This window comes from Kitasatospora sp. NBC_01266 (assembly GCF_036242395.1).
Taxonomy (GTDB): domain Bacteria; phylum Actinomycetota; class Actinomycetes; order Streptomycetales; family Streptomycetaceae; genus Kitasatospora.
This window is the reverse complement of sequence record NZ_CP108458.1, coordinates 4,393,621-4,417,174: the sequence shown is the minus strand read 5'-3', so window position 1 is coordinate 4,417,174 and position 23,554 is coordinate 4,393,621. Positions and strand designations below refer to the sequence as shown.

The 23,554-nt window shown below is 70.4% G+C and carries 20 protein-coding genes and 2 tRNA genes; 13 read left to right on the top strand and 9 right to left on the bottom strand.

The window, feature by feature from the left end:
• Window positions 1-8: 8 nt before the first annotated feature.
• The 8 genes from OG403_RS19240 to rpmH form a co-directional block, all read right to left on the bottom strand.
• On the bottom strand, window positions 9-1,088 hold the full coding sequence (locus OG403_RS19240; RefSeq protein WP_329566047.1) for a ParB/RepB/Spo0J family partition protein: 1,080 nt from the start codon (window positions 1,086-1,088) through the stop codon (window positions 9-11).
• The gene (locus OG403_RS19235) at window positions 1,085-2,068 is read right to left on the bottom strand and encodes a ParA family protein (RefSeq protein ID WP_329572367.1); all 984 of its coding nucleotides are present in this window, start codon (window positions 2,066-2,068) and stop codon (window positions 1,085-1,087) included. Before OG403_RS19235 ends, OG403_RS19240 begins: the two co-directional genes overlap by 4 nt.
• Window positions 2,069-2,316: 248 nt before the next feature.
• Complete coding sequence (gene rsmG, locus OG403_RS19230) at window positions 2,317-3,078, bottom strand: 16S rRNA (guanine(527)-N(7))-methyltransferase RsmG (RefSeq protein WP_329566045.1); 762 nt, start codon at window positions 3,076-3,078, stop codon at window positions 2,317-2,319.
• A 167-nt stretch (window positions 3,079-3,245) separates the two neighbouring features.
• Window positions 3,246-3,785, bottom strand: a complete 540-nt coding sequence (locus OG403_RS19225) for a Jag family protein (RefSeq protein WP_329566043.1) — start codon at window positions 3,783-3,785, stop codon at window positions 3,246-3,248.
• Between the two features lie 72 nt (window positions 3,786-3,857).
• Window positions 3,858-5,027 (bottom strand): membrane protein insertase YidC, encoded by a 1,170-nt coding sequence (yidC, locus tag OG403_RS19220; RefSeq protein ID WP_329566041.1) that lies wholly within the window; start codon window positions 5,025-5,027, stop codon window positions 3,858-3,860.
• Between the two features lie 3 nt (window positions 5,028-5,030).
• Window positions 5,031-5,432 carry a membrane protein insertion efficiency factor YidD gene (yidD, locus tag OG403_RS19215; RefSeq protein WP_329566039.1) on the bottom strand — a complete coding sequence of 134 codons (402 nt, stop codon included), beginning with the start codon at window positions 5,430-5,432 and terminating at the stop codon, window positions 5,031-5,033.
• The gene (gene rnpA / locus OG403_RS19210) at window positions 5,429-5,854 is read right to left on the bottom strand and encodes a ribonuclease P protein component (protein ID WP_329566037.1); all 426 of its coding nucleotides are present in this window, start codon (window positions 5,852-5,854) and stop codon (window positions 5,429-5,431) included. The genes yidD and rnpA overlap by 4 nt, the downstream gene beginning before the upstream one ends.
• 20 nt (window positions 5,855-5,874) lie before the next feature.
• Entirely contained in the window at window positions 5,875-6,012 is a 138-nt protein-coding gene (gene rpmH, locus OG403_RS19205; RefSeq protein ID WP_329566034.1) for a 50S ribosomal protein L34, read from the bottom strand.
• A 448-nt stretch (window positions 6,013-6,460) separates the two neighbouring features.
• Between rpmH and dnaA the strand changes: the two genes are divergently transcribed.
• From dnaA to OG403_RS19140, 13 genes are all read left to right on the top strand, one after another.
• Window positions 6,461-8,431 (top strand): chromosomal replication initiator protein DnaA, encoded by a 1,971-nt coding sequence (dnaA, locus tag OG403_RS19200; RefSeq protein WP_329566032.1) that lies wholly within the window; start codon window positions 6,461-6,463, stop codon window positions 8,429-8,431.
• Window positions 8,432-9,371: 940 nt separating this feature from the next.
• A complete protein-coding gene (dnaN, locus tag OG403_RS19195) occupies window positions 9,372-10,502 on the top strand; it encodes a DNA polymerase III subunit beta (RefSeq protein ID WP_329566028.1) in 1,131 nt (376 codons plus the stop codon).
• 131 nt (window positions 10,503-10,633) lie between these two features.
• Entirely contained in the window at window positions 10,634-11,509 is an 876-nt protein-coding gene (gnd, locus tag OG403_RS19190; RefSeq protein ID WP_329566026.1) for a phosphogluconate dehydrogenase (NAD(+)-dependent, decarboxylating), read from the top strand.
• A gap of 82 nt (window positions 11,510-11,591) precedes the next feature.
• Window positions 11,592-12,725 (top strand): DNA replication/repair protein RecF, encoded by a 1,134-nt coding sequence (recF, locus tag OG403_RS19185; RefSeq protein ID WP_329566024.1) that lies wholly within the window; start codon window positions 11,592-11,594, stop codon window positions 12,723-12,725.
• Between the two features lie 67 nt (window positions 12,726-12,792).
• On the top strand, window positions 12,793-13,302 hold the full coding sequence (locus OG403_RS19180) for a DUF721 domain-containing protein (RefSeq protein ID WP_329566022.1): 510 nt from the start codon (window positions 12,793-12,795) through the stop codon (window positions 13,300-13,302).
• A 260-nt stretch (window positions 13,303-13,562) separates the two neighbouring features.
• Window positions 13,563-15,587, top strand: coding sequence for a DNA topoisomerase (ATP-hydrolyzing) subunit B (gyrB, locus tag OG403_RS19175; RefSeq protein ID WP_329566020.1), 2,025 nt, complete (start codon window positions 13,563-13,565; stop codon window positions 15,585-15,587).
• 165 nt (window positions 15,588-15,752) lie between these two features.
• Entirely contained in the window at window positions 15,753-18,377 is a 2,625-nt protein-coding gene (gyrA, locus tag OG403_RS19170; RefSeq protein ID WP_329566018.1) for a DNA gyrase subunit A, read from the top strand.
• Between the two features lie 142 nt (window positions 18,378-18,519).
• A complete protein-coding gene (locus OG403_RS19165; protein WP_329566016.1) occupies window positions 18,520-19,239 on the top strand; it encodes a DUF3566 domain-containing protein in 720 nt (239 codons plus the stop codon).
• Window positions 19,240-19,562: 323 nt separating this feature from the next.
• Window positions 19,563-20,975, top strand: coding sequence for a cyclopropane-fatty-acyl-phospholipid synthase family protein (locus tag OG403_RS19160; RefSeq protein WP_329566014.1), 1,413 nt, complete (start codon window positions 19,563-19,565; stop codon window positions 20,973-20,975).
• Between the two features lie 16 nt (window positions 20,976-20,991).
• Window positions 20,992-21,065 (top strand) — tRNA-Ile (locus OG403_RS19155).
• Between the two features lie 133 nt (window positions 21,066-21,198).
• Window positions 21,199-21,957 (top strand): protein phosphatase 2C domain-containing protein, encoded by a 759-nt coding sequence (locus OG403_RS19150; protein WP_329566012.1) that lies wholly within the window; start codon window positions 21,199-21,201, stop codon window positions 21,955-21,957.
• Between the two features lie 257 nt (window positions 21,958-22,214).
• Window positions 22,215-22,343: a DLW-39 family protein gene (locus tag OG403_RS19145; protein WP_211786189.1), complete on the top strand. Its 129-nt coding sequence runs from the start codon at window positions 22,215-22,217 to the stop codon at window positions 22,341-22,343.
• 121 nt (window positions 22,344-22,464) lie between these two features.
• Window positions 22,465-22,537 (top strand) — tRNA-Ala (locus OG403_RS19140).
• A 106-nt stretch (window positions 22,538-22,643) separates the two neighbouring features.
• Here OG403_RS19140 and OG403_RS19135 read toward each other — a convergent pair.
• Window positions 22,644-23,495: a DUF5324 family protein gene (locus OG403_RS19135; RefSeq protein ID WP_329566009.1), complete on the bottom strand. Its 852-nt coding sequence runs from the start codon at window positions 23,493-23,495 to the stop codon at window positions 22,644-22,646.
• Window positions 23,496-23,554: the final 59 nt, after the last annotated feature.

Genomic DNA, 23,554 nt, shown 5'->3' with positions numbered 1-23,554 from the left:
GCGCCGACTCAGCCCTGTGAGAGCCGCAGCCCGTCCTCCCCCGGTGCCAGGCCGTCCAGGATCCGGTTGAGATCCTCGACCGAGGCGAACTCCAGCACCACCTTGCCCTTGCCCAGCTTGCCGTCCCGCTGGGAGACCTGCACCTTCACCCGGGTCTCGAAGCGGTCCGAGAGGCGGTCGGCCAGGTCGTTGAAGGCCGGCGAGAGCAGCTTGCCGGCCCGCGGGCCGGTCTGGCGCTGCGGCTTCTCCTCGTGGTCCAGCAGGGCCACGATCTCCTCGATGCTGCGCACCGAGAGGCCTTCGGCCACGATCCGGCGGGCCAGCTGGTCCTGCCGCTCGCTGTCCGGCACCGCGAGCAGCGCCCGGGCGTGGCCGGCGGTCAGCACCCCGGCCGCCACCCGCTTCTGAACCGCGGAGGAGAGCTTGAGCAGCCGAATCGTGTTGGACACATGCGACCGCGAACGGCCGATCCGGTCCGCCAGCTCGTCATGGGTGCAGCCGAAGTCGCGCAGCAGCTGGTCATAGGCCGCCGCCTCCTCCAGCGGGTTGAGCTCAGCCCGGTGCAGGTTCTCCAGCAGCGCGTCCAGCAGCAGCTTGTCGTCCCCGGTGGCCCGGATGATCGCCGGGATCTGCTCCAGCCCGGCCTCCCGGGAGGCCCGCCAGCGCCGCTCGCCCATGATCAGCTCATAGCGCTCCGGAGCGACCTGACGCACCACCACCGGCTGGAGCAGGCCCACCTCCTTGATCGAGGCGATCAGCTCCTCCAGCTTGGCCTCGTCGAAGACCTCACGCGGCTGCCGCGGGTTGGGCGTGATCGCGTCCAGCGGCAGCTCGGCGAACCGCGCCCCGTCCACCGGCGCCTGCTCCACCCGCACGCTCTCCGCCGCCCTGGCCGCCACCGTGCCGCGCCCCGAGGGCAGCACCGGCACCGCGCTGGGCGACACCACCCCGGTTGCCAGGACCGCCTTGGCGGCGGGCACCGCCGACCGCTCCGGCGCGGTCGTCCCCGCTCCCGCGGCGGGCGCCGGCGAACCGGCCGACGGGATCAGCGCGCCCAGCCCCTTGCCCAGACCCCTGCGACCACTCACCGATTGCCCTCCATCGTGCTCTGCTGTGCCATCGGCGTCGCCTGCGCGCCGATCGTGTGCCGGTTGTGTCCCACCGCGCCGAGCGCTTCGGCGGCTGCCTGCTCCACGGCGGTGGGCGGCATCTCCAGCCCGACCGCGCGCAGCGCCATCTCCCGGGCCGCCTCCAGGTAGGAGAGCGCACCGGTGGAGCCCGGGTCGTAGGTGAGCACGGTCTGCCCGTAGCTCGGGGCCTCCGAGATCCGCACCGAGCGCGGGATCGCGGTGCGCAGTACCTCGGTGGTGAAGTGGTTGCGGACCTCCTCGGCGACCTGTGCGGCCAGCCTGGTCCGGGCGTCGTACATGGTGAGCAGGATGGTCGAGACGTGCAGCGCCGGGTTCAGGTGAGCGCGCACCAACTCGACGTTGCGCAGCAGCTGCCCCAGCCCCTCCAGCGCGTAGTACTCGCACTGGATCGGGATCAGCACCTCCTGGCCGGCCACCAGGGCGTTGACCGTCAGCAGGCCCAGCGAGGGCGGACAGTCGATCAGGATGTAGTCCAGCGGCTGCTCATAAGCCGCGATCGCCCGCTGCAGCCGACTCTCCCGGGCGACCAGCGAGACCAGCTCGATCTCCGCGCCGGCCAGGTCGATGGTGGCCGGGACGCAGAACAGCCCCTCCACGTCCACCACCGGCTGCACCACATCGGCCAGCGGCTTGCCCTCCACCAGCACGTCGTAGATCGACGGCACCTCGGCATGGTGATCGATGCCCAGCGCGGTGGAGGCGTTGCCCTGCGGATCGAGGTCGACCACCAGGACCCGCAGCCCGTGCATGGCCAGCGCGGCGGCCATGTTGACGGTACTGGTGGTCTTCCCCACCCCGCCCTTCTGGTTGGCCACCACGATCACGCGGGTCGCCGGCGGCCTGGGCAGGCCCTCGCCCGCCCGCCCCAATGCCTGGACAGCGGCCTGCGCCGCCCGTGCGATAGGGGTGTCATCGATCTGGTCGATGGTCTCCGAGTCCTGCATGGGGCCCAGTGTTTCACGTGAAACCGGAGCGGCAACAGTCTCCGCCCGGCCACGGCCGAGCCCGCGGCGCAGCCGCAGGTCGAGGGCTACGGGAAGCAGCGAGCGTCGTTTCACGTGAAACACCATGCCCGCAATGCCGGAAATCTGACGGTGCGACACTCCGAGAACGCAAGCGGCCCCGGGAGTGCGGATCACTCCCGGGGCCTGCTGAACCGCGCCGATCAGCGCCGGCGCCGCCCGGTACCACGAGCCTCGGCCCGCCCCGCCCGGGCCGCCTTGGCCCGCCGGGTCGCCGCCTTCACTCCGCCGGGGCTCTCCCCGACCTTCACCTGCACCACCCGGGTGGCCGCGCCGAGCGCGCGCTCGCCCACCGGGATCACCGCCCACTCCACGGCGCCGAGCCTGGTCAGCGCGGCCCGCGAATCGGCGAGCTCCTGCTCGGCGGTGTCGCCCTTCAGCGCCAGCATCTGCCCGTACGGCCGCAGCAGCGGCAGCCCCCAGCCCGCGAGCCGGTCCAGCGGCGCGACCGCGCGCGCCGTGACGATCTCCACCGAGACCTTCCCGACCATCTCCTCGGCCCGTCCCCGCAGCACGGTGACGTTCTCCAGCCCGAGCTCGCGGACCACCTCCTCCAGGAAGGTGGTCCGTCGCAGCAGCGGCTCCAGCAGCGTCACCGAGACGTCCGGGCGCGCCAGCGCCACCGGGATCCCCGGCAGCCCGGCACCCGAGCCCACGTCGCAGAGCGTCGCACCGGCGGGCAGCAGCTCGGAGAGCACCGCACAGTTCAGCACATGGCGATCCCAGAGCCGCGGCACCTCCCGCGGCCCGATCAACCCGCGCTGCACACCCGCCGACGCCAGCAGCTCCGCATAGCGCTGCGCCTCGGCGAAGCGCTCGCCGAAGATCTCCCGCGCCTGTGGCGGAGCCTCAGCCAGCCCCTGGGGCCCGCCGTCACCGTCGGCCGCCGCACTCTCCGTCGCCATCTCAGCCTCTCCGCTCACCGATTCCACCGACCCCCGCACACCACCGTTTCACGTGAAACGTCTGCCCCGGGGAACGCCACTGCCCCGAGGAACGTCGACCCCGTTCGCACAGGCCGTGCGAACGGGGTCGACGAGGGACGATTCCCTGGACCTCAGCCCGTCGGACCTCAGCCCGCCAGGACGACGACGCAGCGCTGCGGCTCCTCGCCCTCCGACTCGCTGCGCAGGCCCGCCGCGGCCACCGCGTCGTGGACCACCTTGCGCTCGAACGGCGTCATCGGCCGCAGCTTCACCGACTCGCCGGTGCTCTTGGCCTGCTCGGCGGCCTGGGCCCCGAGCTCCGCCAGCTCCGAGCGCTTGCGCGCCCGGAAGCCCGCGATGTCCAGCATCAGCCGGCTGCGCTCCCCGGTCTCCCGGTGCACCGCCAGCCGGGTCAGCTCCTGGAGCGCCTCCAGGACCTCCCCGTCCTGGCCCACCAGCCGCTGAAGCGTGCGGTCGTCGCCGTCACCGACGATGGACACCAGGGCCCGGTCGCCCTCCACGTCCATATCGATGTCACCGTCCAGGTCGGCGATGTCGAGCAGGCCTTCCAGGTAGTCGGCCGCGATCTCACCCTCCTGCTCCAGGCGGGTAACCAGAGTGTCCGCCGACTCCTGCGCCGCAGCGCCCGATCCGGCATCGACGGCGGAGGTGGTGCCTTCCGTCACGGGAGGGACTCCTTCAAAGACAGGGCCCACGGTTACGGGCCGAAATCAAGGGTCAGAGGGTGGGGCGCCGGCTCAGGGCTTCTTCTTGGGCCGCTGAGCGCCGCCCTGCTGCGGCCCACGCTTGGCACTCCCGCCACCCTGCTTGGTGGCCGGGCGCTTGGACCCACTCGAGGCCTGCGCCTTGCCCGCGCCCTGCGCGCTCGGCACCGCGTCCTGCACCGGTGCGGCGTCCTCGGGGGCGTCCTCCTTGGCCTCCTCGGCCTTCACCGCACCGGTGTGCACCTGCTGGCGCTGCGCCTTGGTCTGCCGGCGCGGCTGCTGGCGGCGCACCTGCACCGACTCGGTGAGCGCTGCCGCGGCCTGCTGCTGCGCAGCCGCCTTGCCCGCGCCGAGGAAGCCGAACGGGCCGTTGCCCTTGATGACCGTGCCGTCCGGGTTGAGCCGGCCGGCCGCCTTCAGCCGCGCCTGGCGCTCGTCCCAGGCCTGGCTGCCCGGCGTCGGGTTGTTGCGGATCACGATCAGTTGCTGGCCCATCGACCAGATGTTGGTGGTCAGCCAGTAGACCAGCACACCGACCGGGAAGTTGATGCCCATCACGGCGAACATCACCGGGAAGACGTACATCAGCATCTTCTGCTGCTGCATGAACGGCGTCTTGACCGAGAGGTCGATGTTCTTGGTCATCAGCTGGCGCTGCGTGATGAACTGCGACGCCGACATCATCACGATCATGACCGCGGTGACGATCTTGACGTTCGTCGAGGTGCTGTGCACGAAGCTGGCGGAGAGCGGAGCGCCGAAGATGTGCGCCTTGCCGGCACTGGCCAGCAGCGCGCCGTTGATGACACCGATCGGGTGGCCCTTGGCGACCGAGCTCAGCACCCCGTACAGGGCGGTGAAGAACGGCATCTGCACCAGGATCGGGAGACAGCTCGAGAAGGGGTTGGTGCCCGCCTCCTTGTAGAGCTTCATCATCTCTTCGGACTGGCGCTGCCGGTCGTTCTTGTAGCGCTCCTGGATCGCCTTCATCTTCGGCTGGATCGCCTGCATGGCCCGGGTCGACTTGATCTGCTTCACGAAGAGCGGGATCAGGCAGATCCGGATCACGACGACCATCGAGGCGATCGACAGGCCCCAGGCCCAGCCGCCATCGGGGTTGAAGACATGGCTGTACAGCGAGTGGAACTGGACGATGATCCAGGACACCGCGGTGTACAGGGGGTTCAGGAAGGACCAGGTCACCGGTCAGACTCCTTGAGCATTGGGCTTGGTCGTCAGGCTTGCGGACATCGGGCCTACCGACGTCTGACCAGCAGCCGTCGAGCCTGTGGTGACCGGGTCGTGGGCCTCGGAGCCATCCGGCTCCGGGCTCGCGGCGCTACCGGTCCTTGACTGCACCAGGGCACGCAGCCGCTGATGCCAAACGGGACGCTTGCGCGGCGGCACATGGTCCACCCCACCGGGGGACCACGGGTTGCACCGCAGGATCCGCCAAGCGGTCAGCACACTGCCTTTCACCGCACCGTGGGTGCGCACCGCCTCGTATCCGTAGTGCGAGCACGAGGGGTAATAGCGACAGACCGGCCCGAGCAGCGGACTGATCGTCCACTGGTAGAGCCTGATCAGTCCCATCAGCAGGTACTTCATCGCCCTGATCCTGTTGCCGGAGAGGCCGGATCTGTCCGGAGCAACCGCTTCAGCGCGGCGTCCAGGTCATGTGCAAGATCCTGGTACGAGGCCGTCGCCGCCGGCGGCAACGCCCGTACCACTATCAGGCTACCTGCGGGCAACCCGCCCAGACGCTCCCGGACCAAGTGACGCAGGCGACGCTTCACCAGGTTGCGCACCACGGCAGGACCAACCGCCTTGCTCACGACGAAACCCGCACGCGCCGAGGAAGTCCCCTCGGCGACGTGCGGGTGGAAGTCGCTGTACCCGGCGACCTGCCCCGTCTGCTCGTCCTCTCGTCTGAGATGGACGACCAGCAGGGGCCGACCGGCCCGGCGGCCGCGTTTCACCGCGATCGCGAAGTCCTGGCGCCGCCGCAGCCGATTCTCGGAGGGCAGCACTGCAGACCCTTATTCGCGGATCAGGCGGAGATGCTGGTGCGGCCCTTGCCACGGCGGGCCGCCAGGATGGCGCGGCCGGCGCGGGTACGCATCCGCAGCCGGAAGCCGTGGGTCTTGGCGCGACGACGGTTGTTCGGCTGGAAGGTGCGCTTGCTCACTCGGGGGCTCCTGGGGTGAATCGTAGGGTGACGAATTGCGGCTTGGCCGTCACCGTGCGGCCGCGTGATCTCCCCTTCATACCTGGGAAATCCGGCCCGAATCCCCAGGTCTGCTGGGTTCCAGGCAATCCACGGCGCCCGTGCTGCGCGCCTTCTGGAAGCGGGGCGGACCCGCGGACATGCGGCAGCGGCCATCGACAACTCGACCTGGTTACGGTACGCGGGACGGCACCCGAGGGTCAAACCGGCTTCCGATCGGCAGGATGTTCACAGCCTGTGGACAACAACTTGAATCAGGTCTGCCCGCTGACTACCGTTGCAGGACTTGTCTGGTTTTGTTCGTCCCTCTCTAGCTCCCCGCCGAGTGCTCCGTCCCGAGCCGGCCCGCCCCACCGATCCTGACCAGGACCATCCCCCTCCTTCCAGGGGAACGAGAAAGCGTGCACCAGTGGCTGATGTCAACAGCGACCTCGTCCCGGCCTGGGCGAAGGTCGTCGAGCGGCTGGTCAACGACACCTCGGTCGGTGACAAGGACAAATTGTGGGTGCAGCGCACCCAGCCGATGTGGATGATGCACGACACCGCGCTGCTGGCCGCCCCGAACGAGTGGGCGAAGCAGGTGCTGGAGGGGCGGCTGCTGCCGCAGCTGACCGACGGGCTGAGCCAGCAGTTCGGCCGCCCGGTGCGGATCGCCGTGATGGTGGACGCCAACGCCGTGCCGCCCACCCCGGTGCCCGCGCCCCCGCAGCTGGCGGAGCCCGAGCCCGAGCCGGCGGCCCCCGCCGAGCCGCAGCAGCCCCAGCAGGGTTGGCCCGGTGCGCCCCGCCCGGCGCACGACTACCCGGCCCCGGGCTACCGCGAGCAGCACTACGAGAACGGCTACTCCTACCCGGAGCCCTCGTACGACGGCTACCAGCAGGAGCAGTCCTACCCTCAGCAGCAGCCGAACTACGGCGGGTACCCGGCCTCGGGCTACCCCGCCGGCCCGCCGCAGCCCTACCAGGAGCGCGGCTACCGCGACTGGGAGAGCCGCGAGGGGGAGAACCGGCCGCAGCCGTCCGTCGGCGGCCCCGGCCCCGGGGGCGAGCCGTCCCAGGGCGACCTGTTCGGCGGCGCGTACGACTCCACCGGTGAGGAGCAGCGCTCGCGCGGCACCCGCCCCGGCCCGCCCGTCCGCCGCGACCTGCCGCCGGCCATCCGCCCGGCGGGTCGGGCCGGCCAGGACCTGCCCGGCCCGCCGGGTCAGTCGGCCGGCTCGCCGTCCGGTGAACCGGAGCGGCCCACGGCCCCGGCGCTGCCGGAGCGGGTCACCGACCGCACCCCGGTACCGGGCGTGCCCGCCCCGCCCGGCGCCCCCTCGGCGGACAGCTCGCGCAAGGACGAACCGGCCGCCCGGCTCAACCCCAAGTACCTCTTCGACACCTTCGTGATCGGCGCCAGCAACCGCTTCGCGCACGCGGCGGCGGTGGCGGTGGCCGAGGCGCCGGCCAAGGCCTACAACCCGCTCTTCATCTACGGCGAGTCCGGGCTGGGCAAGACGCACCTGCTGCACGCCATCGGCCACTACTCGCGCAGCCTCTTCCCCGGTACCCGGGTGCGGTACGTGAGCTCGGAGGAGTTCACCAACGAGTTCATCAACTCGATCCGGGACGGCAAGGCGGACGCGTTCCGCAAGCGCTACCGGGACATGGACATCCTGCTGGTCGACGACATCCAGTTCCTGGCGAGCAAGGAGTCGACCCAGGAGGAGTTCTTCCACACCTTCAACACCCTGCACAACGCGAACAAGCAGATCGTCCTCTCCTCGGACCGGCCGCCCAAGCAGCTGATCACCCTGGAGGACCGGCTGCGCAACCGCTTCGAGTGGGGGCTGATCACCGACGTCACCCCGCCCGAGCTGGAGACCCGGATCGCGATCCTGCGCAAGAAGGCGATCCAGGAACGGCTCAACGCCCCTGCCGACGTACTGGAGTTCATCGCCTCCCGGATCACCCGGAACATCCGGGAGCTGGAGGGCGCGCTGATCCGGGTGACGGCCTTCGCCAACCTGAACCGCTCGCCGGTCGATCTGGAACTGGCCGGCATCGTGCTCAAGGACCTGATCCCGGGCGGCGACGAGGACGCGGGGCCGGAGATCACGGCGCAGGTCATCATGCAGCAGACGGCCGCCTACTTCGGGCTCACCGTGGAGGACCTGTGCGGCTCCTCGCGCAGCCGGGTGCTGGCGACGGCCCGTCAGATCGCCATGTACCTCTGCCGCGAGCTCACCGACCTCTCACTGCCCAAGATCGGCGCCCAGTTCGGCGGCCGTGACCACACCACGGTGATGCACGCGGACCGCAAGATCCGCTCCCTGATGGCCGAGCGGCGCTCGCTCTACAACCAGGTCACCGAGCTGACCAACCGCATCAAGAGCTAAGGCTGCCAGGCCTGCTGAGGGGCCGGTCGCGACGTTCCGCGTCGCTACCGGCCCCTTCGGCATGTCCGAGGTGGTGTGAAGTCGGATCGGCCGGGGAAGGCTCGGTCCAGCGACTGACGATCCGCCAAGCCCCAGGCCTTCTCGCACATCTGAGCATCAATTCGAACAGTGCGGGCCTGAGCAGGCGTTGTCCACAGCGGCGGGTGTCCTGCCCCGTCCACAGCATGGGGATCGCCGAGTTATCCCGAATTCCTCCACAGCTGCCTCGCCGCTACGCTCTTCGCCGCAGGTCAGCCGCCTGTGGACTTGTGCACAACAGTTATCCACAGCATGTGGACAGTTGGCGGCCCGTCAGCCCGTCCGGAAAGTTGTCCACCGGCTGTCCCCAGGGGAAGGCCGATTATCCCCAGCTTCTCCACAGCTCTATCCACTGTTCGACAACGGACGGGCCCTGTTCATCGGCTGGTGTGAAAGCCGTCACGAGAAGTTGACCGGGGCTCGTGGATAACCCTGCGAGAATCTGGGGACGGCGCTGGGGAAAACCTGTGGATACGCTCGGTGGGCTGTGAGTAACGCTCCGCTGTCCACAGCGACGCCTGGTTATCCACTGGTCCCGTCCACACCCTGTGTGGACAAAAAAGTGGGGCTGACCTGCGGAAACGGGGTTATCCACGGTATCCACAGGCCCTACTACTACCACTACACCTAGAGACCCCTGGAATCGCTCAACAGCGGGGTGCGCCGAAATCTGTGGACAAGCCGATCCCGACATCCGTTCGGCTTGCTTCCGCCCGTCTGCCCCGACTGTCGGCGGAGTACGTCAGACTGTCCTTCGGCACCTGGAGCCACAGTGGGCTCGGCCCGCGGTCCCGGTGCCCGCCAGATGCCAGAAGACGATCAAGAGCTGCATATCGACTGCAGACCCAGGAGGCGGTGACCGGTGAAGTTCCGGGTGGAGCGTGACGTCCTCGCGGAGGCGGTGGCCTGGGCTGCTCGCAGCCTCCCGGCGCGGCCGCCGGTGCCGGTGCTGGCCGGCCTGCTGCTGACCGCCCAGGACGGCAGCCTGGCACTGTCCGGCTTCGACTACGAGGTCTCGGCCCGGGTCGAGCTGGAGGCGGACGTCGAGGAGGCCGGCACCGTGCTGGTCTCCGGCCGGCTGCTCAACGACATCGCCCGCAACCTGCCCAACCGGCCGGTGGAGATCTCCACCGACGGCCAGCGGGTCAGCGTGGTCTGCGGCAGCTCGCGCTTCACGCTGCCCACCCTGCCGGTGGACGAGTACCCGGCACTGCCCCAGATGCCCACCGCCACCGGCACGGTCTCCGGCGAGGTCTTCGCCTCGGCCGTCAGCCAGGCCGCGGTGGCCGCGGGCCGTGACGACACGCTGCCGGTGCTCACCGGCGTCCGGGTCGAGATCGAGGGTGACCGGATCACCCTGGCCGCCACCGACCGCTACCGGTTCGCCGTTCGCGACCTGCTGTGGAAGCCGGAGCAGCCGGACATCTCGGCGGTCGCGCTGGTCCCCGCCCGCACCCTGCAGGACATCGCCAAGTCGCTGGGCAGCGGCGACACCGTCTCGATCGCGCTCTCCTCGGGCGGCGCGGGCGAGGGCCTGATCGGCTTCGAGGGGGCCGGGCGGCGCACCACCACCCGCCTGCTGGAGGGCGAGTTCCCGAAGTTCCGCAGCCTCTTCCCGACCGAGTTCAGCGCCGAGGCCTCGGTGCAGACCCAGCCCTTCCTGGAGGCGCTCAAGCGCGTCTCGCTGGTCGCCGAGCGCAACACCCCGGTGCGGCTCAGCTTCGAGCAGGGCGTGCTGACCCTGGAGGCCGGGTCGGGCGACGACGCGCAGGCCACCGAGCGGATCGAGGCGGACCTGGAGGGCGACGACATCTCGATCGCCTTCAACCCCGGCTACCTGGAGGAGGGCCTCAAGGCCATCGACTCCCCCTTCGCCAACCTCTGCTTCACCACCGCGACCAAGCCGGCCCTGCTCAAGGGCAAGGCCGCACTGGACGCCGAGGTCGACGAGGCCTACCAGTACCTGATCATGCCGGTCCGCCTGTCCGGCTGAGCCCGGTATGACCTGACGACGTGACGGGTGTCCACAGACGATGCACAGTCTGTGGACACCCTGCGGCGTAGGCTCTTGTGTCGCGGCAACGGCGCCGCCGTCAGGCACGACATCCCAGGTAAGGACTTGTCATGGAGCTCGGCCTCATCGGTCTCGGCAAGATGGGCGGCAACATGCGCGAGCGCATCCGCCTCGCCGGCCACACCGTCATCGGTTACGACCGCAACCCCGACCTCGCCGACGTCGCGAGCCTCCCGGAACTGGTCGACAAGCTCCAGGGCCCGCGTGTGGTCTGGGTGATGGTCCCCGCCGGTGCCGCGACCCAGGCGACCATCGAGGAACTGTCCGACCTGCTCGCCCCCGGCGACGTGGTGGTGGACGGCGGCAACTCGCGCTGGACCGACGACATCGCGCACGCCGAGCTGCTGGCCGCCAAGGGCATCGGCTTCGTGGACTGCGGCGTCTCCGGTGGGGTCTGGGGTCTGCAGAACGGCTACGCGCTGATGTACGGCGGTGGCGCCGAGCACGTCCTGAAGGTCCAGCCGATCTTCGACGCGCTCAAGCCCGAGGGCGAGTTCGGCTCGGTGCACGCCGGCAAGGTCGGTGCCGGTCACTTCGCCAAGATGGTCCACAACGGCATCGAGTACGCGATGATGCAGGCCTTCGCCGAGGGCTGGGAGCTGCTCGAGGCCGTCGACGAGGTCACCGACGTGCGCGAGGTCTTCCGCAGCTGGCAGGAGGGCACCGTGATCAAGTCCTGGCTGCTCGACCTGGCGGTGCGCGCGCTGGACGGCGACGAGCACCTGGACAAGCTGCGGGGTTACGCGGCGGACTCCGGCGAGGGCCGCTGGACGGTGGAGGCCGCGATCGACAACGCGGTGCCGCTGCCGACCATCACCGCCTCGCTCTTCGCCCGCTTCGCCTCGCGCCAGGACGACTCCCCGCAGATGAAGATGATTGCGGCGCTGCGCAACCAGTTCGGCGGCCACGCGGTCGAGTCCAAGTAGTCCAAGTAGTCCAAATAATCAAGGCAGTCACGGTAGTTCAGTAGTCCCAGCAAGCCCCGGAAGGCGAGCGCAGTCCACACCCATGCACGTCGCGCATCTGTCGCTCGCCGATTTCCGCTCCTACGCCCGGGTCGAGGTGCCCCTCGATCCGGGCGTGAACGCGTTCCTGGGGCCCAACGGGCAGGGCAAGACCAACCTGGTCGAGGCGATCGGCTACCTGTCCACCCTCGGCAGCCACCGGGTGGCCACCGACGCCCCGCTGGTGCGCCAGGGCGCGGAGCGGGCGGTGGTCCGCGGCTCCATCGTGGACCGGTCCAGGACCACGCTGGTGGAGCTGGAGATCACTCCCGGCAAGGCCAACCGGGCCCGGATCAACCGCTCGGACAACGTGCGCCCGCGCGATGTGCTGGGCCTGCTGCGCACCGTGCTCTTCGCCCCCGAGGACCTGGCCCTGGTGAAGGGCGATCCCGGGGAGCGCCGGCGCTTCCTGGACGAGCTGCTGACCGCCCGGGCGCCGCGGCTGGCGGGGGTGCGCGCGGACTACGAGCGGGTGCTGAAGCAGCGCAACGCGCTGCTGAAGACCGCGGCGATGGCCCGCCGGGCAGGCGGTGGCAAGGGCGCCGACCTGTCCACCCTGGAGGTCTGGGACGGTCATCTGGCTCAGGCCGGTGCGGAGTTGACGGCATTCCGGCTGCAGCTGGTGGCCGCGCTCGGGCCGCTGGTCGAGCAGGCGTACGAGCGGTTGGCGCCGGGCGGCGGCCCGACCCGCCTGGAGTACCGCTCCTCCTTCGAGGGCGGACTGCCAGGCAGCCGGGAGGAGGCGTACCAGCAACTCCTCGAGGCGCTGCGGGCGGTGCGCAAGCAGGAGACCGAGCGCGGGCTGACGCTGGTCGGGCCGCACCGCGACGAGCTGTCGCTGCTGCTCGGCACGCTGCCGGCCAAGGGGTACGCGAGCCACGGCGAGTCCTGGTCCTTCGCGCTGGCGCTGCGGCTGGCCTCCTACGAGCTGCTGCGCGCCGACGGTGGCGAGCCGGTGCTGATCCTGGACGACGTCTTCGCCGAGCTGGACGCCCGGCGGCGTGAGCAGCTGGCCGAGCTGGTGGCCGGTGGCGAGCAGGTGCTGGTGACGGCGGCGGTCCCGGAGGACGTCCCGAAGGCGCTCGCGGGAGCGCGCTACGCGGTCTCGGGTGGGGAAGTGACCCGGATCGGCTCATGAGTCGTACGCTGGATGGTCCGCCGGGAGGCGGAGCGGCAAGAAGACTGTCCACAGGCTGGGGACGAAGATGAGCGATCCGGAGCTTTCCGGTGTCGACCTGGCGCGGGTCGCGCTGCGGGCGGCCAAGGAGCAGGCCCGCCAGCGGGGCGAGCAGGTGCGCGAGAAGCGTGAGGCGAAGCGGCACGGGCTGCGCAGCGGGGCCAGGGCGGACGGCCGGGATCCGGTGCCGCTGGGGGCGGCGCTCAATCGTTTGATCACGGAGCGTGGTTGGGAGGCGCCGGCCGCGGTCGGCGGGGTGATGGGCCGGTGGGCGCAGATCGTCGGCCCCGACATCGCCGCGCACTGCACCCCGGAACAGTTCGCGGAGGCCGAGGCGGTCCTGACGGTGCGTTGCGACTCCACCGCGTGGGCGACTCAGTTGCGGTTGCTGGCAAGGCAGTTGGTGGCCCGTCTGAACCACGAGCTGGGGCACGGCACGGTGAAGGTGATCCGGGTGCTCGGCCCGTCCGCGCCGGAGCGCCGGTACGGCCGGCTGCGGGCGCCGGGCAGCCGGGGTCCGCGCGACACCTGGGGGTGACACGGCGCCCGGTTCCGGCCTTGACGGAGCGGATACTTCCGGAACCGCTGGCGGCCGCTGTGAGGCCGCTGAGCCCCCGGGGCGAGTATCGGGACATGTGCGGAGGGGATTCGGGGCGGCAAATCCGCCCTCAGGGCCTGCCAAACGCCCATCTCTGTCGGCGGTACCGGTAGACTGAGAGTCAAACACTGCCGCTTGCGGTAACTGAGTCGAAACGCCGTGGTCGCACGCTCGCCCGAACCCGGGCGGGGATGCGGCCCGTGCTGTGCCAGAGAGGGCGCTTCGTGGCCGATTCCGGCGAGTCCAGCCAGTCCCCCGTCCCCACCGACCCGTCCTCGGGTACCTCCTACACCGCCAGCAACATCCAGGTGCTCGAGGGCCTCGACGCGGTCCGCAAGCGCCCCGGCATGTACATCGGTTCCACCGGTGAGCGCGGCCTGCACCACCTGGTCCAAGAGGTGGTGGACAACTCCGTCGACGAGGCGATGGCCGGGCACGCGGACACCATCGACGTGACGATCCTGACCGACGGCGGCGTCCGGGTGGTCGACAACGGCCGCGGTATCCCGGTGGGCATCGTCCCCGGCCAGGAGAAGCCGGCCGTCGAGGTCGTCCTCACGGTGCTGCACGCGGGCGGCAAGTTCGGCGGCGGCGGCTACGCGGTCTCCGGCGGTCTGCACGGCGTCGGCGTCTCGGTGGTGAACGCGCTCTCCACCAAGCTGGCGATCGAGATCCACACCGACGGCCACCGCTGGACCCAGGACTACAAGCTGGGCGCCCCGACCGCCCCGCTGGTCCAGCACGAGGCGACCGAGCGGACCGGTACCAGCGTCACCTTCTGGGCCGACCCGGACATCTTCGAGACCACCGTCTACTCGTTCGAGACGCTCTCCCGCCGGCTCAAGGAGATGGCCTTCCTCAACAAGGGCCTGACCATCTCGCTGACCGACGAGCGGCCCGAGCACACCGACGACGAGGGCAAGCCGCTCTCCGTCACCTACCACTACGAGGGCGGCATCGCCGACTTCGTGCGGGACCTCAACTCCCGCAAGGGTGAGGTGATCCACCCCTCGGTGATCGACTTCGAGGCGGAGGACAAGGACAAGACGATCTCGGTGGAGATCGCCATGCAGTGGAACACCTCGTACACCGAGGGGGTCTACTCCTTCGCCAACACCATCCACACGCACGGCGGCGGTACCCACGAGGAGGGCTTCCGCGCGGCGCTGACCGGCCTGGTCAACCGCTACGCGCGGGAGAAGAAGCTGCTGCGCGAGAAGGACGAGAACCTCTCCGGCGAGGACATCCGCGAGGGCCTGACCGCGATCATCTCGGTCAAGCTGGGCGAGCCGCAGTTCGAGGGCCAGACCAAGGACAAGCTGGGCAACACCGAGGCGAAGACCTTCGTCCAGAAGGTGGTGCACGAGCAGCTGAACGACTGGCTGGACCGCAACCCGACCGAGGCCGCGGACATCATCCGCAAGTCGATCAACTCGGCCACCGCCCGGATGGCGGCCCGTAAGGCACGCGACCTGACCCGCCGCAAGGGGCTGCTGGAGAGCGCCTCACTGCCGGGCAAGCTGAGCGACTGCCAGTCCAAGGACCCGGCCGAGTGCGAGATCTTCATCGTCGAGGGTGACTCGGCCGGCGGCTCGGCCAAGCAGGGCCGCGACCCGCGCACCCAGGCCATCCTGCCGATCCGCGGCAAGATCCTGAACGTCGAGAAGGCCCGGATCGACAAGGTGCTGCAGAACACCGAGGTCCAGGCGCTGATCTCGGCCTTCGGCTGCGGTATCCAGGAGGACTACGACGAGTCCAAGCTGCGCTATCACAAGATCGTCCTGATGGCCGACGCCGACGTCGACGGGCAGCACATCCGTACCCTGCTGCTCACCCTGCTCTTCCGCTTCATGCGCCCGCTGGTCGAGGCCGGCTACGTGTACCTGGCGATGCCGCCGCTGTACAAGATCAAGTGGGGCAAGGACGACTTCGACTACGTCTACTCCGACCGTGAGCGCGACTCGGTGATCGAGGCGGGCGTGGCGGCCGGGCGCCGGCTGCCCAAGGACGACGCGATCCAGCGCTTCAAGGGTCTGGGCGAGATGAACGCCGAGGAGCTGCGGATCACCACCATGGACGCCGCGCACCGGCTGCTGATGCAGGTCACCCTGGAGGACGCGGCCCGCGCCGACGACCTCTTCTCGGTCCTGATGGGCGAGGACGTCGAGGCCCGCCGGTCCTTCATCCAGCGCAACGCCAAGGACGTCCGCTTCCTGGACGTGTGACGAGAAGTCACTTCTGAGCGACTGAGCTGCGACGCAGTGGAGGGTGGGGTTGTCGCCGAGAAACGCCGAACGGCACAGCGGCACCCGCCCGCAGCGCAGGAGCAGCTCACCAAGCGACCGTGATAGATCGCACTCCAGTCACGCGTGAAAGGAAACTGACCACCAGTGGTCGACGAGAACCGTCCCGACGGCGAGCAGCCGGACGCAGGCACCGCCACCGACACTTTTGTCTCCCGGGTCGAGCCGATCGAGCTCGAGACCGAGATGCAGCGCTCCTACCTCGACTACGCGATGAGCGTGATCGTCAGCCGCGCGCTGCCCGAGGTCCGCGACGGCCTCAAGCCGGTGCACCGCCGGGTGCTGTACGCGATGTACGACGGCGGCTACCGGCCCGAGAAGGGCTACTACAAGTGCGCCCGCGTGGTCGGCGACGTGATGGGTAACTACCACCCGCACGGCGACACCTCGATCTACGACACCGTGGTGCGGCTGGCCCAGACCTGGTCGCTGCGGATGCCGCTGGTGGACGGCAACGGCAACTTCGGTTCGCCCGGCAACGACCCGGCCGCGGCGATGCGTTACACCGAGTGCAAGATGATGCCGCTGGCCATGGAGATGATGCGCGACATCGACGAGGAGACCGTCGACTTCGCCGCCAACTACGACGGCCGCTCGCAGGAGCCGACCGTCCTGCCGTCGCGCATCCCCAACCTGCTGATCAACGGTGCCACCGGCATCGCGGTCGGCATGGCCACCAACATCCCGCCGCACAACCTGCGCGAGGTGGCCTCCGGTGCGCTGTGGGCGCTGGAGCACCCGGAGTCCTCCAACGAGGAGCTGCTGGAAGCCCTGATCGACCGGATCAAGGGCCCGGACTTCCCGACCGGGGCGCTGATCGTGGGCCGCCGCGGGATCGAGGAGGCGTACCGGACCGGGCGCGGCTCGATCACCATGCGCGCGGTGGTCGAGGTCGAGGAGATCCAGGGCCGCCAGTGCCTGGTGATCACCGAGCTGCCGTACCAGGTGAACCCGGACAACCTGGCGCTGAAGATCGCCGACCTGGTCAAGGACGGCCGGGTGGCCGGCATCGCGGACGTGCGCGACGAGTCCTCCTCGCGCACCGGCCAGCGCCTGGTGATCGTGCTCAAGCGCGACGCGGTCGCCAAGGTGGTGCTGAACAACCTCTACAAGCACACCGACCTGCAGACCAACTTCGGCGCCAACATGCTGGCCCTGGTGGACGGCGTGCCGCGCACGCTCTCGCTGGACGCCTTCATCCGGCACTGGGTCAACCACCAGGTCGAGGTCATCGTCCGGCGCACCCGGTTCCGGCTGCGCAAGGCCGAGGAGCGGGCGCACATCCTGCGCGCGCTGCTCAAGGCGCTGGACATGATCGACGAGGTGATCGCGCTGATCCGGGCCTCGGACAGCGCGGACGCCGCCCGCAGCGGCCTGATGAGCCTGCTCACCATCGACGAGCTGCAGGCCAACGCGATCCTGGAGATGCAGCTGCGCCGGCTGGCCGCCCTGGAGCGCCAGCGGATCACCGACGAGCACGACGAGCTGCAGCGCAAGATCGACGAGTACAACGCGATCCTGGCCTCGCCGGCCCGCCAGCGCGAGATCATCTCCGAGGAGCTGACCGCGATCGTCGAGAAGTACGGCGACGAGCGGCGCTCCACGCTGATCCCCTTCGACGGCGACATGTCGGTGGAGGACCTGATCGCGGAGGAGGACATCGTCGTCACGATCACCCGTGGCGGCTACGTCAAGCGCACCCGCAGCGACCTGTACCGCTCGCAGAAGCGCGGCGGCAAGGGCGTGCGCGGCGCACAGCTGAAGCAGGACGACCTCGTCGACCACTTCTTCGTGACCACCACGCACAACTGGATCCTCTTCTTCACCAACAAGGGCCGGGTGTACCGGGCCAAGGGCTACGAGCTGCCGGACGCCGGGCGCGACGCCCGCGGCCAGCACGTGGCCAACCTGCTGGCCTTCCAGCCGGAGGAGCACATCACCCAGGTGATGGCGGTGCGCACCTATGAGGACAAGCCGTACCTGGTGTTGGCCACCCGTGAGGGTCTGGTGAAGAAGTCGCACCTGAAGGACTACGACTCGCCGCGCTCCGGCGGGCTGATCGCGATCAACCTGCGCACCGACGAGAACGGTCGGGACGACGAGCTGATCGGCGCCGAGCTGGTCTCCGCCGAGGACGACCTGCTGCTGGTCTCCAAGAAGGCCCAGTCGATCCGCTTCACCGCCACCGACGAGTCGCTGCGCCCGATGAGCCGGGCCACCTCGGGCGTGAAGGGCATGGCCTTCCGCGAGGACGACGAGCTGCTGTCGATGAACGTGGTCCGTCCGGGCACCTTCGTCTTCACCGCGACCGACGGCGGCTACGCCAAGCGGACCTCGGTGGACGAGTACCGGATCCAGGGCCGCGGCGGTTTCGGCACCAAGGCGGCGAAGATCGTCGAGGGCCGCGGCTCGCTGGTCGGGGCGCTGGTGGTCGAGGAGACCGACGAGATCATGGCGATCACCCTCTCGGGTGGTGTGATTCGTACCAGGGTTTCCGGAGTTCGTGAAACCGGACGTGACACCATGGGCGTCCAACTGATCAACCTGGGAAAGCGCGACGCGGTGGTGGGCATGGCCCGCAACGCGGAGGCGGAGGACGACGAGAGTGCCGAGGACCTGGCGCTCGAGGGCGATTCCGACGCCACGCAGGCTGCGGCCGACGGTGTGGCGAACCCCGCACCGTCCCCGTCTGACGGCGCTGACCTGGGCTGATGGACATCGGGCAGCCGGTACTCCGCGTGAGTGGTGGGAGTACCGGCCTGCCCCGGTTTCGGGCTTCTCAGCTTGATGCCGCACAGTGGAGGCCACCGGGGCGTAAGGCGCGCACCGGCGAGGAACTGCGGGAGGATCCAGAGTGAGTGGGACCACGGGTGCAGCGGGAGGTGCCGCGCCGGGCGGTGCGCCGTACGGAGGTGTACCGCAGCCGCCGGCCGAGCACCCGGCTGCCTCCACCTCGCTGATGTCCACGGTGGGCCCCGGCGGCGGGTACAACCCGGCTCCGCCGCAGCCACCGGTACCGCCGGGCGGTGGTGGCCCGAACGGCTACTCCCAGCCGACGACGTACACCAAGGGGCAGCCGACCCCGGCGCGCGGTACCCGGGTCAACGCCGGCGCCCCGCCGGCGGCCGGTGCGCCGCGCCGGCCGGCTCCGGCCGCCGCCGCCCCCGCCGCCGCCCCGTCCGGGGTGGCGGGCCGCACCCGCAGGGCGCGGCTGCGCGTGATCAAGGCCGACCCGTGGTCGGTGATGAAGGTCAGCTTCCTGCTGTCGCTGGCGCTGGGCATCGTCATGATCGTGGCTGCCGCGGTGCTGTGGACCACGCTCGACTCGCTCGGCGTCTTCAGCTCGGTGGGCAACATGCTGAAGGACGCCACCGGCTCGGGCACCGGCGGCAGCAGCGGCGGCATCAACATCATGGACTACGTCGGCTTCGGCAAGGTGATCACCTACACCGCGCTGATCGCAGTGGTGGACGTGGTGCTGCTCACCGCGCTCTGCACGCTGTCCTCGTTCATCTACAACGCGGCGGCCGGCTTCACCGGCGGTATCGAGCTGACCCTCGCCGAAGAGGAGTGAGCCGCCCGCCACTGATGAGGTGGCAGGCGAACTGACCGCCCGCCAGGCGGGCGGTCAGGCGCTGCGGGGCGTTCGGAGAAACGTCCTACAGTACGAACCAGTTTTGCGAAAAACGGCATGCGCGGACCCCTTCGGTTGTTGGATCGGAGGGGTCCGCTTCGTTGTCCGGCGTCAATCGGGTGACAGCCACCGTCCCTTCGGCGTGCCTCGAAGGGCGGTTGTCCACGGCTGGGTTGGCTGAAGCGTTCTGCACGGCTACCGGTTCAGGTCAGTGGGCGGTTCGTCACGCGGCGACTTCCCCTCGGTTGCGCGGAGGTTCACGGATGGCACAGATCGCATCGCAGCTGGTCGGCGCGGCGGAGGAGCTGCTCGGCAGCCAGTTGCCGTTCCGGCTGCAGACCTGGGACGGCAGCGTGGCGGGGGCGCCGGAGGCCCCCGTACTGCTGCTGCGCAACCGCCGCGCGCTGCGCCGCCTGCTCTGGGCGCCGGGCGAGCTGGGCCTGGCCCGGGCCTATGTCTCCGGGGACCTGGAGCTCGGCCCCGGCGAGGACCTCTACCGGGTGCTGTCCGAGGCGGCGCACTTCGCCGAGCGCCCCGAGCTGCGCGCCCTGCGGCTGGGCCCCGGCGAGCTGACCGGCCCCGCCGCCCGCCGGGCACTCGCCGTGCTGGCCAGGATCGGCGCGCTCGGCCCGCGCCCGGCGCTGCCGCCCGAGGAGGCCCGCCCGGTGGGCCGGCTGCACAGCCGGGGCCGGGACCGGGCCGCGATCAGCCACCACTACGACGTCGGCAACGACTTCTACCGCCTGGTGCTGGGCAGCTCGATGGTCTACTCCTGCGCCTACTGGACGCCCGAGGGCAAGAGCCTGGAGGACGCCCAGTTCGCCAAGCTCGACCTGATCTGCCGCAAGCTCGGTCTGCGCCCCGGCATGCGGCTGCTGGACGTCGGCTGCGGCTGGGGCTCGCTGGTGCTGCACGCGGCCCAGCACTACGGCGTCAGCGCGGTGGGGGTGAGCATCTCGGCCGAGCAGGTGGCGCTGGCCCGCGAGCGGGTGGCCGCCGCCGGACTGACCGAGCAGGTGGAGATCCGGCTGCAGGACTACCGGGAGATCCCTGACGGCCCCTACGACGCGATCTCCAGCGTCGGGATGGCCGAGCACGTCGGCAGCGAGCAGTACCGCGTCTACGCGGCGGGCCTGTACGACCTGCTGGTCCCCGGCGGCCGGCTGCTCAACCACCAGATCGCCCGCCGCCCCACCGCGCCCGGTGAGACCTACACCAGCAGCCCGTTCATCAACCGCTACGTCTTCCCGGACGGCGAGCTGGCCCCGGTGGGCAACACGGTCGCGCTGCTGGAGGAGGCCGGCTTCGAGGTCCGCGACGTCGAGGCCCTGCGCGAGCACTACGCGCTGACCCTGCGGGAGTGGGTGGCCAACCTGGAGGCCGGCTGGTCGCAGGCGGTCCACCTGGTCGGCCGCGGCCGGGCCCGGGTCTGGCGGCTCTACATGGCCGCCTCCGCGCTCGCCTTCGAGGAGAACCGGATCGGCGTCAACCAGGTGCTCGCCGTGCGCACCACTCCGGTCGGCGCCAGCCACCTGCCGGCCACCCGCGAGCAGTGGCTGATCCGCACCGGGCAGCCCGGCGCCGACCGGTCCAGGTCCCCTGAGCTGCACGTTGCGATCGCGCGTCCGAACGGGGTCGGGGATATGGATTTGGGAGATCGGCCATCGGTCCGCTAATCTTTCAGTGCGGCAAGGGCCTATAGCTCAGACGGTTAGAGCGCTTCCCTGATAAGGAAGAGGCCACAGGTTCAAGTCCTGTTAGGCCCACCTGCGAGAGCGCCCCGGATGGTTCACCATCCGGGGCGCTGCTGTTTTCCGGCAGGCTTGATCCGACGGTGATGATCCGCCAGTGGCTTCGAGGGTGGCTGCGATGGCGGCTTCAACGGTGAGGAGCGGGCCGGTGCAGCTCGGGTACGTGTCGGTGGCGGCGCCCGGTGGGCGGGCGAACGAGGACTTCGTGCTGGCCGGCGAGGACTTCGTGGTGGTGCTGGACGGGGCCACCAGGAGCGCGCCCCGGACGGGATGCCGACACGACGTGGCCTGGGTCACCCGGCGGCTGGGTGCCAGGTTGGGGCAACTGCTGGTGGAGGAACCCGAGCTCACCCTGCCCCAGGTGCTGGCGGCGGCGATCGAGCGGGTGCGGGCACTGCACGTGGACAGCTGTGACCTCGATCACCCCGACAGCCCCTCGGCCACCGTGGCCCTGCTGCGCCGGCGCGGCGCGTGGCTGGAGCACCTGGTACTCGCCGACTCGCCGGTGCTGGTCGAACTGACGGACGGTCGGCTGGAGGTGGTGCTCGATGACCGGGTCGACCGGCTGCCCGCCTACGACCTGGCGACGGTGGCCCGGCTGCGCAACGCGCCGGGCGGCTTCTGGGTGGCGAGCACCCGCCCCGAGGCCGCCGAGCAGGCGCTGAGCGGCGCGCACCGGCTCGATGGGGTGGCCCGCTTCGCAGTGCTCACCGACGGGGTGTCGCGGCTGGTGGAGCGGTACGGCTGGTCCTGGCGGCGGCTGCTCGACACGCTGGACGAGCAGGGGCCGGCCGAGGCCGTCCGGGCGGTGCGGGCCGCCGAGTCGGCCGATCCGCCCGGCCGGTTCCGGGGCAAGCGCCACGACGACGCGACGGTCGCCTTCGGGCGCCCGCAGCCGGTCGGCTGAGCCGCCGGGTGGCCGGGGCCGGGCGGCGGCCGGGCCGAGGCCTGCGGCACGGCGTCAAACCGTTGCCGGAGTCCGCCGGTTGAGCCGCTGCTGGCCGGTCTCGGACAGGACACGGGTGTGTATCATCGGCCGCAGGGCGGTTTGGCCAGCCGACCGCCGGTTCATACGTGCACATCCGAGGACTCGCAGCCCCGGCCGCCCGATTCGGGTCCCGGTTGCTGAGCCCGCCCACACGCTGAGAAGGACGAGGTCCCGCGGTGAAGAAGCTCCTCCTGGTCGCCCTGGTCGCCCTCGGCGGCTTCTTTGTCTACCGTCAGGTTCAGGCCGACCGCGCCGAGCAGGACCTGTGGACCGAGGCCACCGACCCGATCCCGGCCGGCCGCTGACCCGTAGCGCGGACGACGGGAGGTCCGCCCAGGGCCTCCCGCGGCGCTTGTCGGATACCCGCTCAAGATTTTCCGACGGACCCGGTACGCTGTTCTCCGACGGCGTCCGGTGCACCGTCACGGGGCTTTAGCTCAGTTGGTAGAGCGCTGCCTTTGCAAGGCAGATGTCAGGAGTTCGAGTCTCCTAAGCTCCACAGCGCGACACGCCGATGGCCGACCTGGTTCCTCCAGGTCGGCCATCGGCGTTCTCGGTGTTCTCAGCGTTCCCGGCCTTCTTCGGAGTCGCGCGGCCGGCCGTGGTCAGTGCGGCTTGCGCGGGTCGTGCGGCTTGGGGTGGTCGTCACCGGGGTGCGGGGTGCCCGGGGCCGGCCGATCCTGGTCGGCGCTGTCGGTGGCATCGTCGGCATCGCCGGCGGGACCCGAGCCGTTCAGCGGGGCGCTCGAGGCGGTGGCGCCGCGGCTCGCGGGGTGCACGGTGTTCGGCGGGCCCTGGACCTCGGGCGGCTCGATCAGCCACTGCGGCTCGCTGCGCCTGCGCCACCAGTGCCAGACCAGCACGCCGCTGCCGATGGCCACCGTGCCGGCCACCGCGAGCGAGGTGGCCGCCTTGTTGCACTTGGCCCGGCGGGCGTTGCGGGCGGCCAGCTTGCTGACCTGCTCGGCGCTCACCTGGCCCTGCAGCACGCTGAGCGCGGCGACGCCGCGGTTCTGCGCCTCCTGCACGACGGGGCCGGCGGTGGCCCGGGCTTCGTCGAGGGCCTCGTTCAGTCTGGGCAGCGTGCTGACGCGGGCGTGGGTGGCGGCCCGGTCGGCGGAGTGCTTGGCGGCCAGCGCGGCCTCCTGGGCCCGGTGTACGGCCCGCAGGGTGCTCTCCTGGGTCTTGGGCGGCAGCGCGGCGAAGGCGTGCTCGACATGGGGCGCCACGTGCCGCACGTAGCCGACCCGGGCCGAGTGCGCGGCCTGCACGGTGCCGGTCCTGGCCTGCCCGGCGGCGGCCTCGAAGCGTGGGCCGATCGCCTCCAGAGCCGGTCCGAGCCGGGCTCGGGCCTCGTCCGCGTAGTGTGCCGCGGTGTCCTTGGCGGTGGCGGCGTAGGGCGCCAGCGTGTCCAGGGTCTTGCCGGCCGTCTCACGTGCGGTGTCCAAGCGGGTCACAGAGATCCTCCTCCTGGGTGGCGTCCTTTAAGCACATATCCAGCTGATTCGAGATCATG

Coding starts and splice junctions, on each gene's coding strand:
- rsmG (WP_329566045.1), bottom strand. CDS start 3,078: ATGGCGACGGAGAGTGCGGCGGCCGACGGTGACGGCGGGCCCCAGGGG.
- yidD (WP_329566039.1), bottom strand. CDS start 5,432: ATGAAGTACCTGCTGATGGGACTGATCAGGCTCTACCAGTGGACGATC.
- gnd (WP_329566026.1), top strand. CDS start 10,634: ATGGAGCTCGGCCTCATCGGTCTCGGCAAGATGGGCGGCAACATGCGC.
- recF (WP_329566024.1), top strand. CDS start 11,592: ATGCACGTCGCGCATCTGTCGCTCGCCGATTTCCGCTCCTACGCCCGG.
- OG403_RS19180 (WP_329566022.1), top strand. CDS start 12,793: ATGAGCGATCCGGAGCTTTCCGGTGTCGACCTGGCGCGGGTCGCGCTG.
- OG403_RS19160 (WP_329566014.1), top strand. CDS start 19,563: ATGGCACAGATCGCATCGCAGCTGGTCGGCGCGGCGGAGGAGCTGCTC.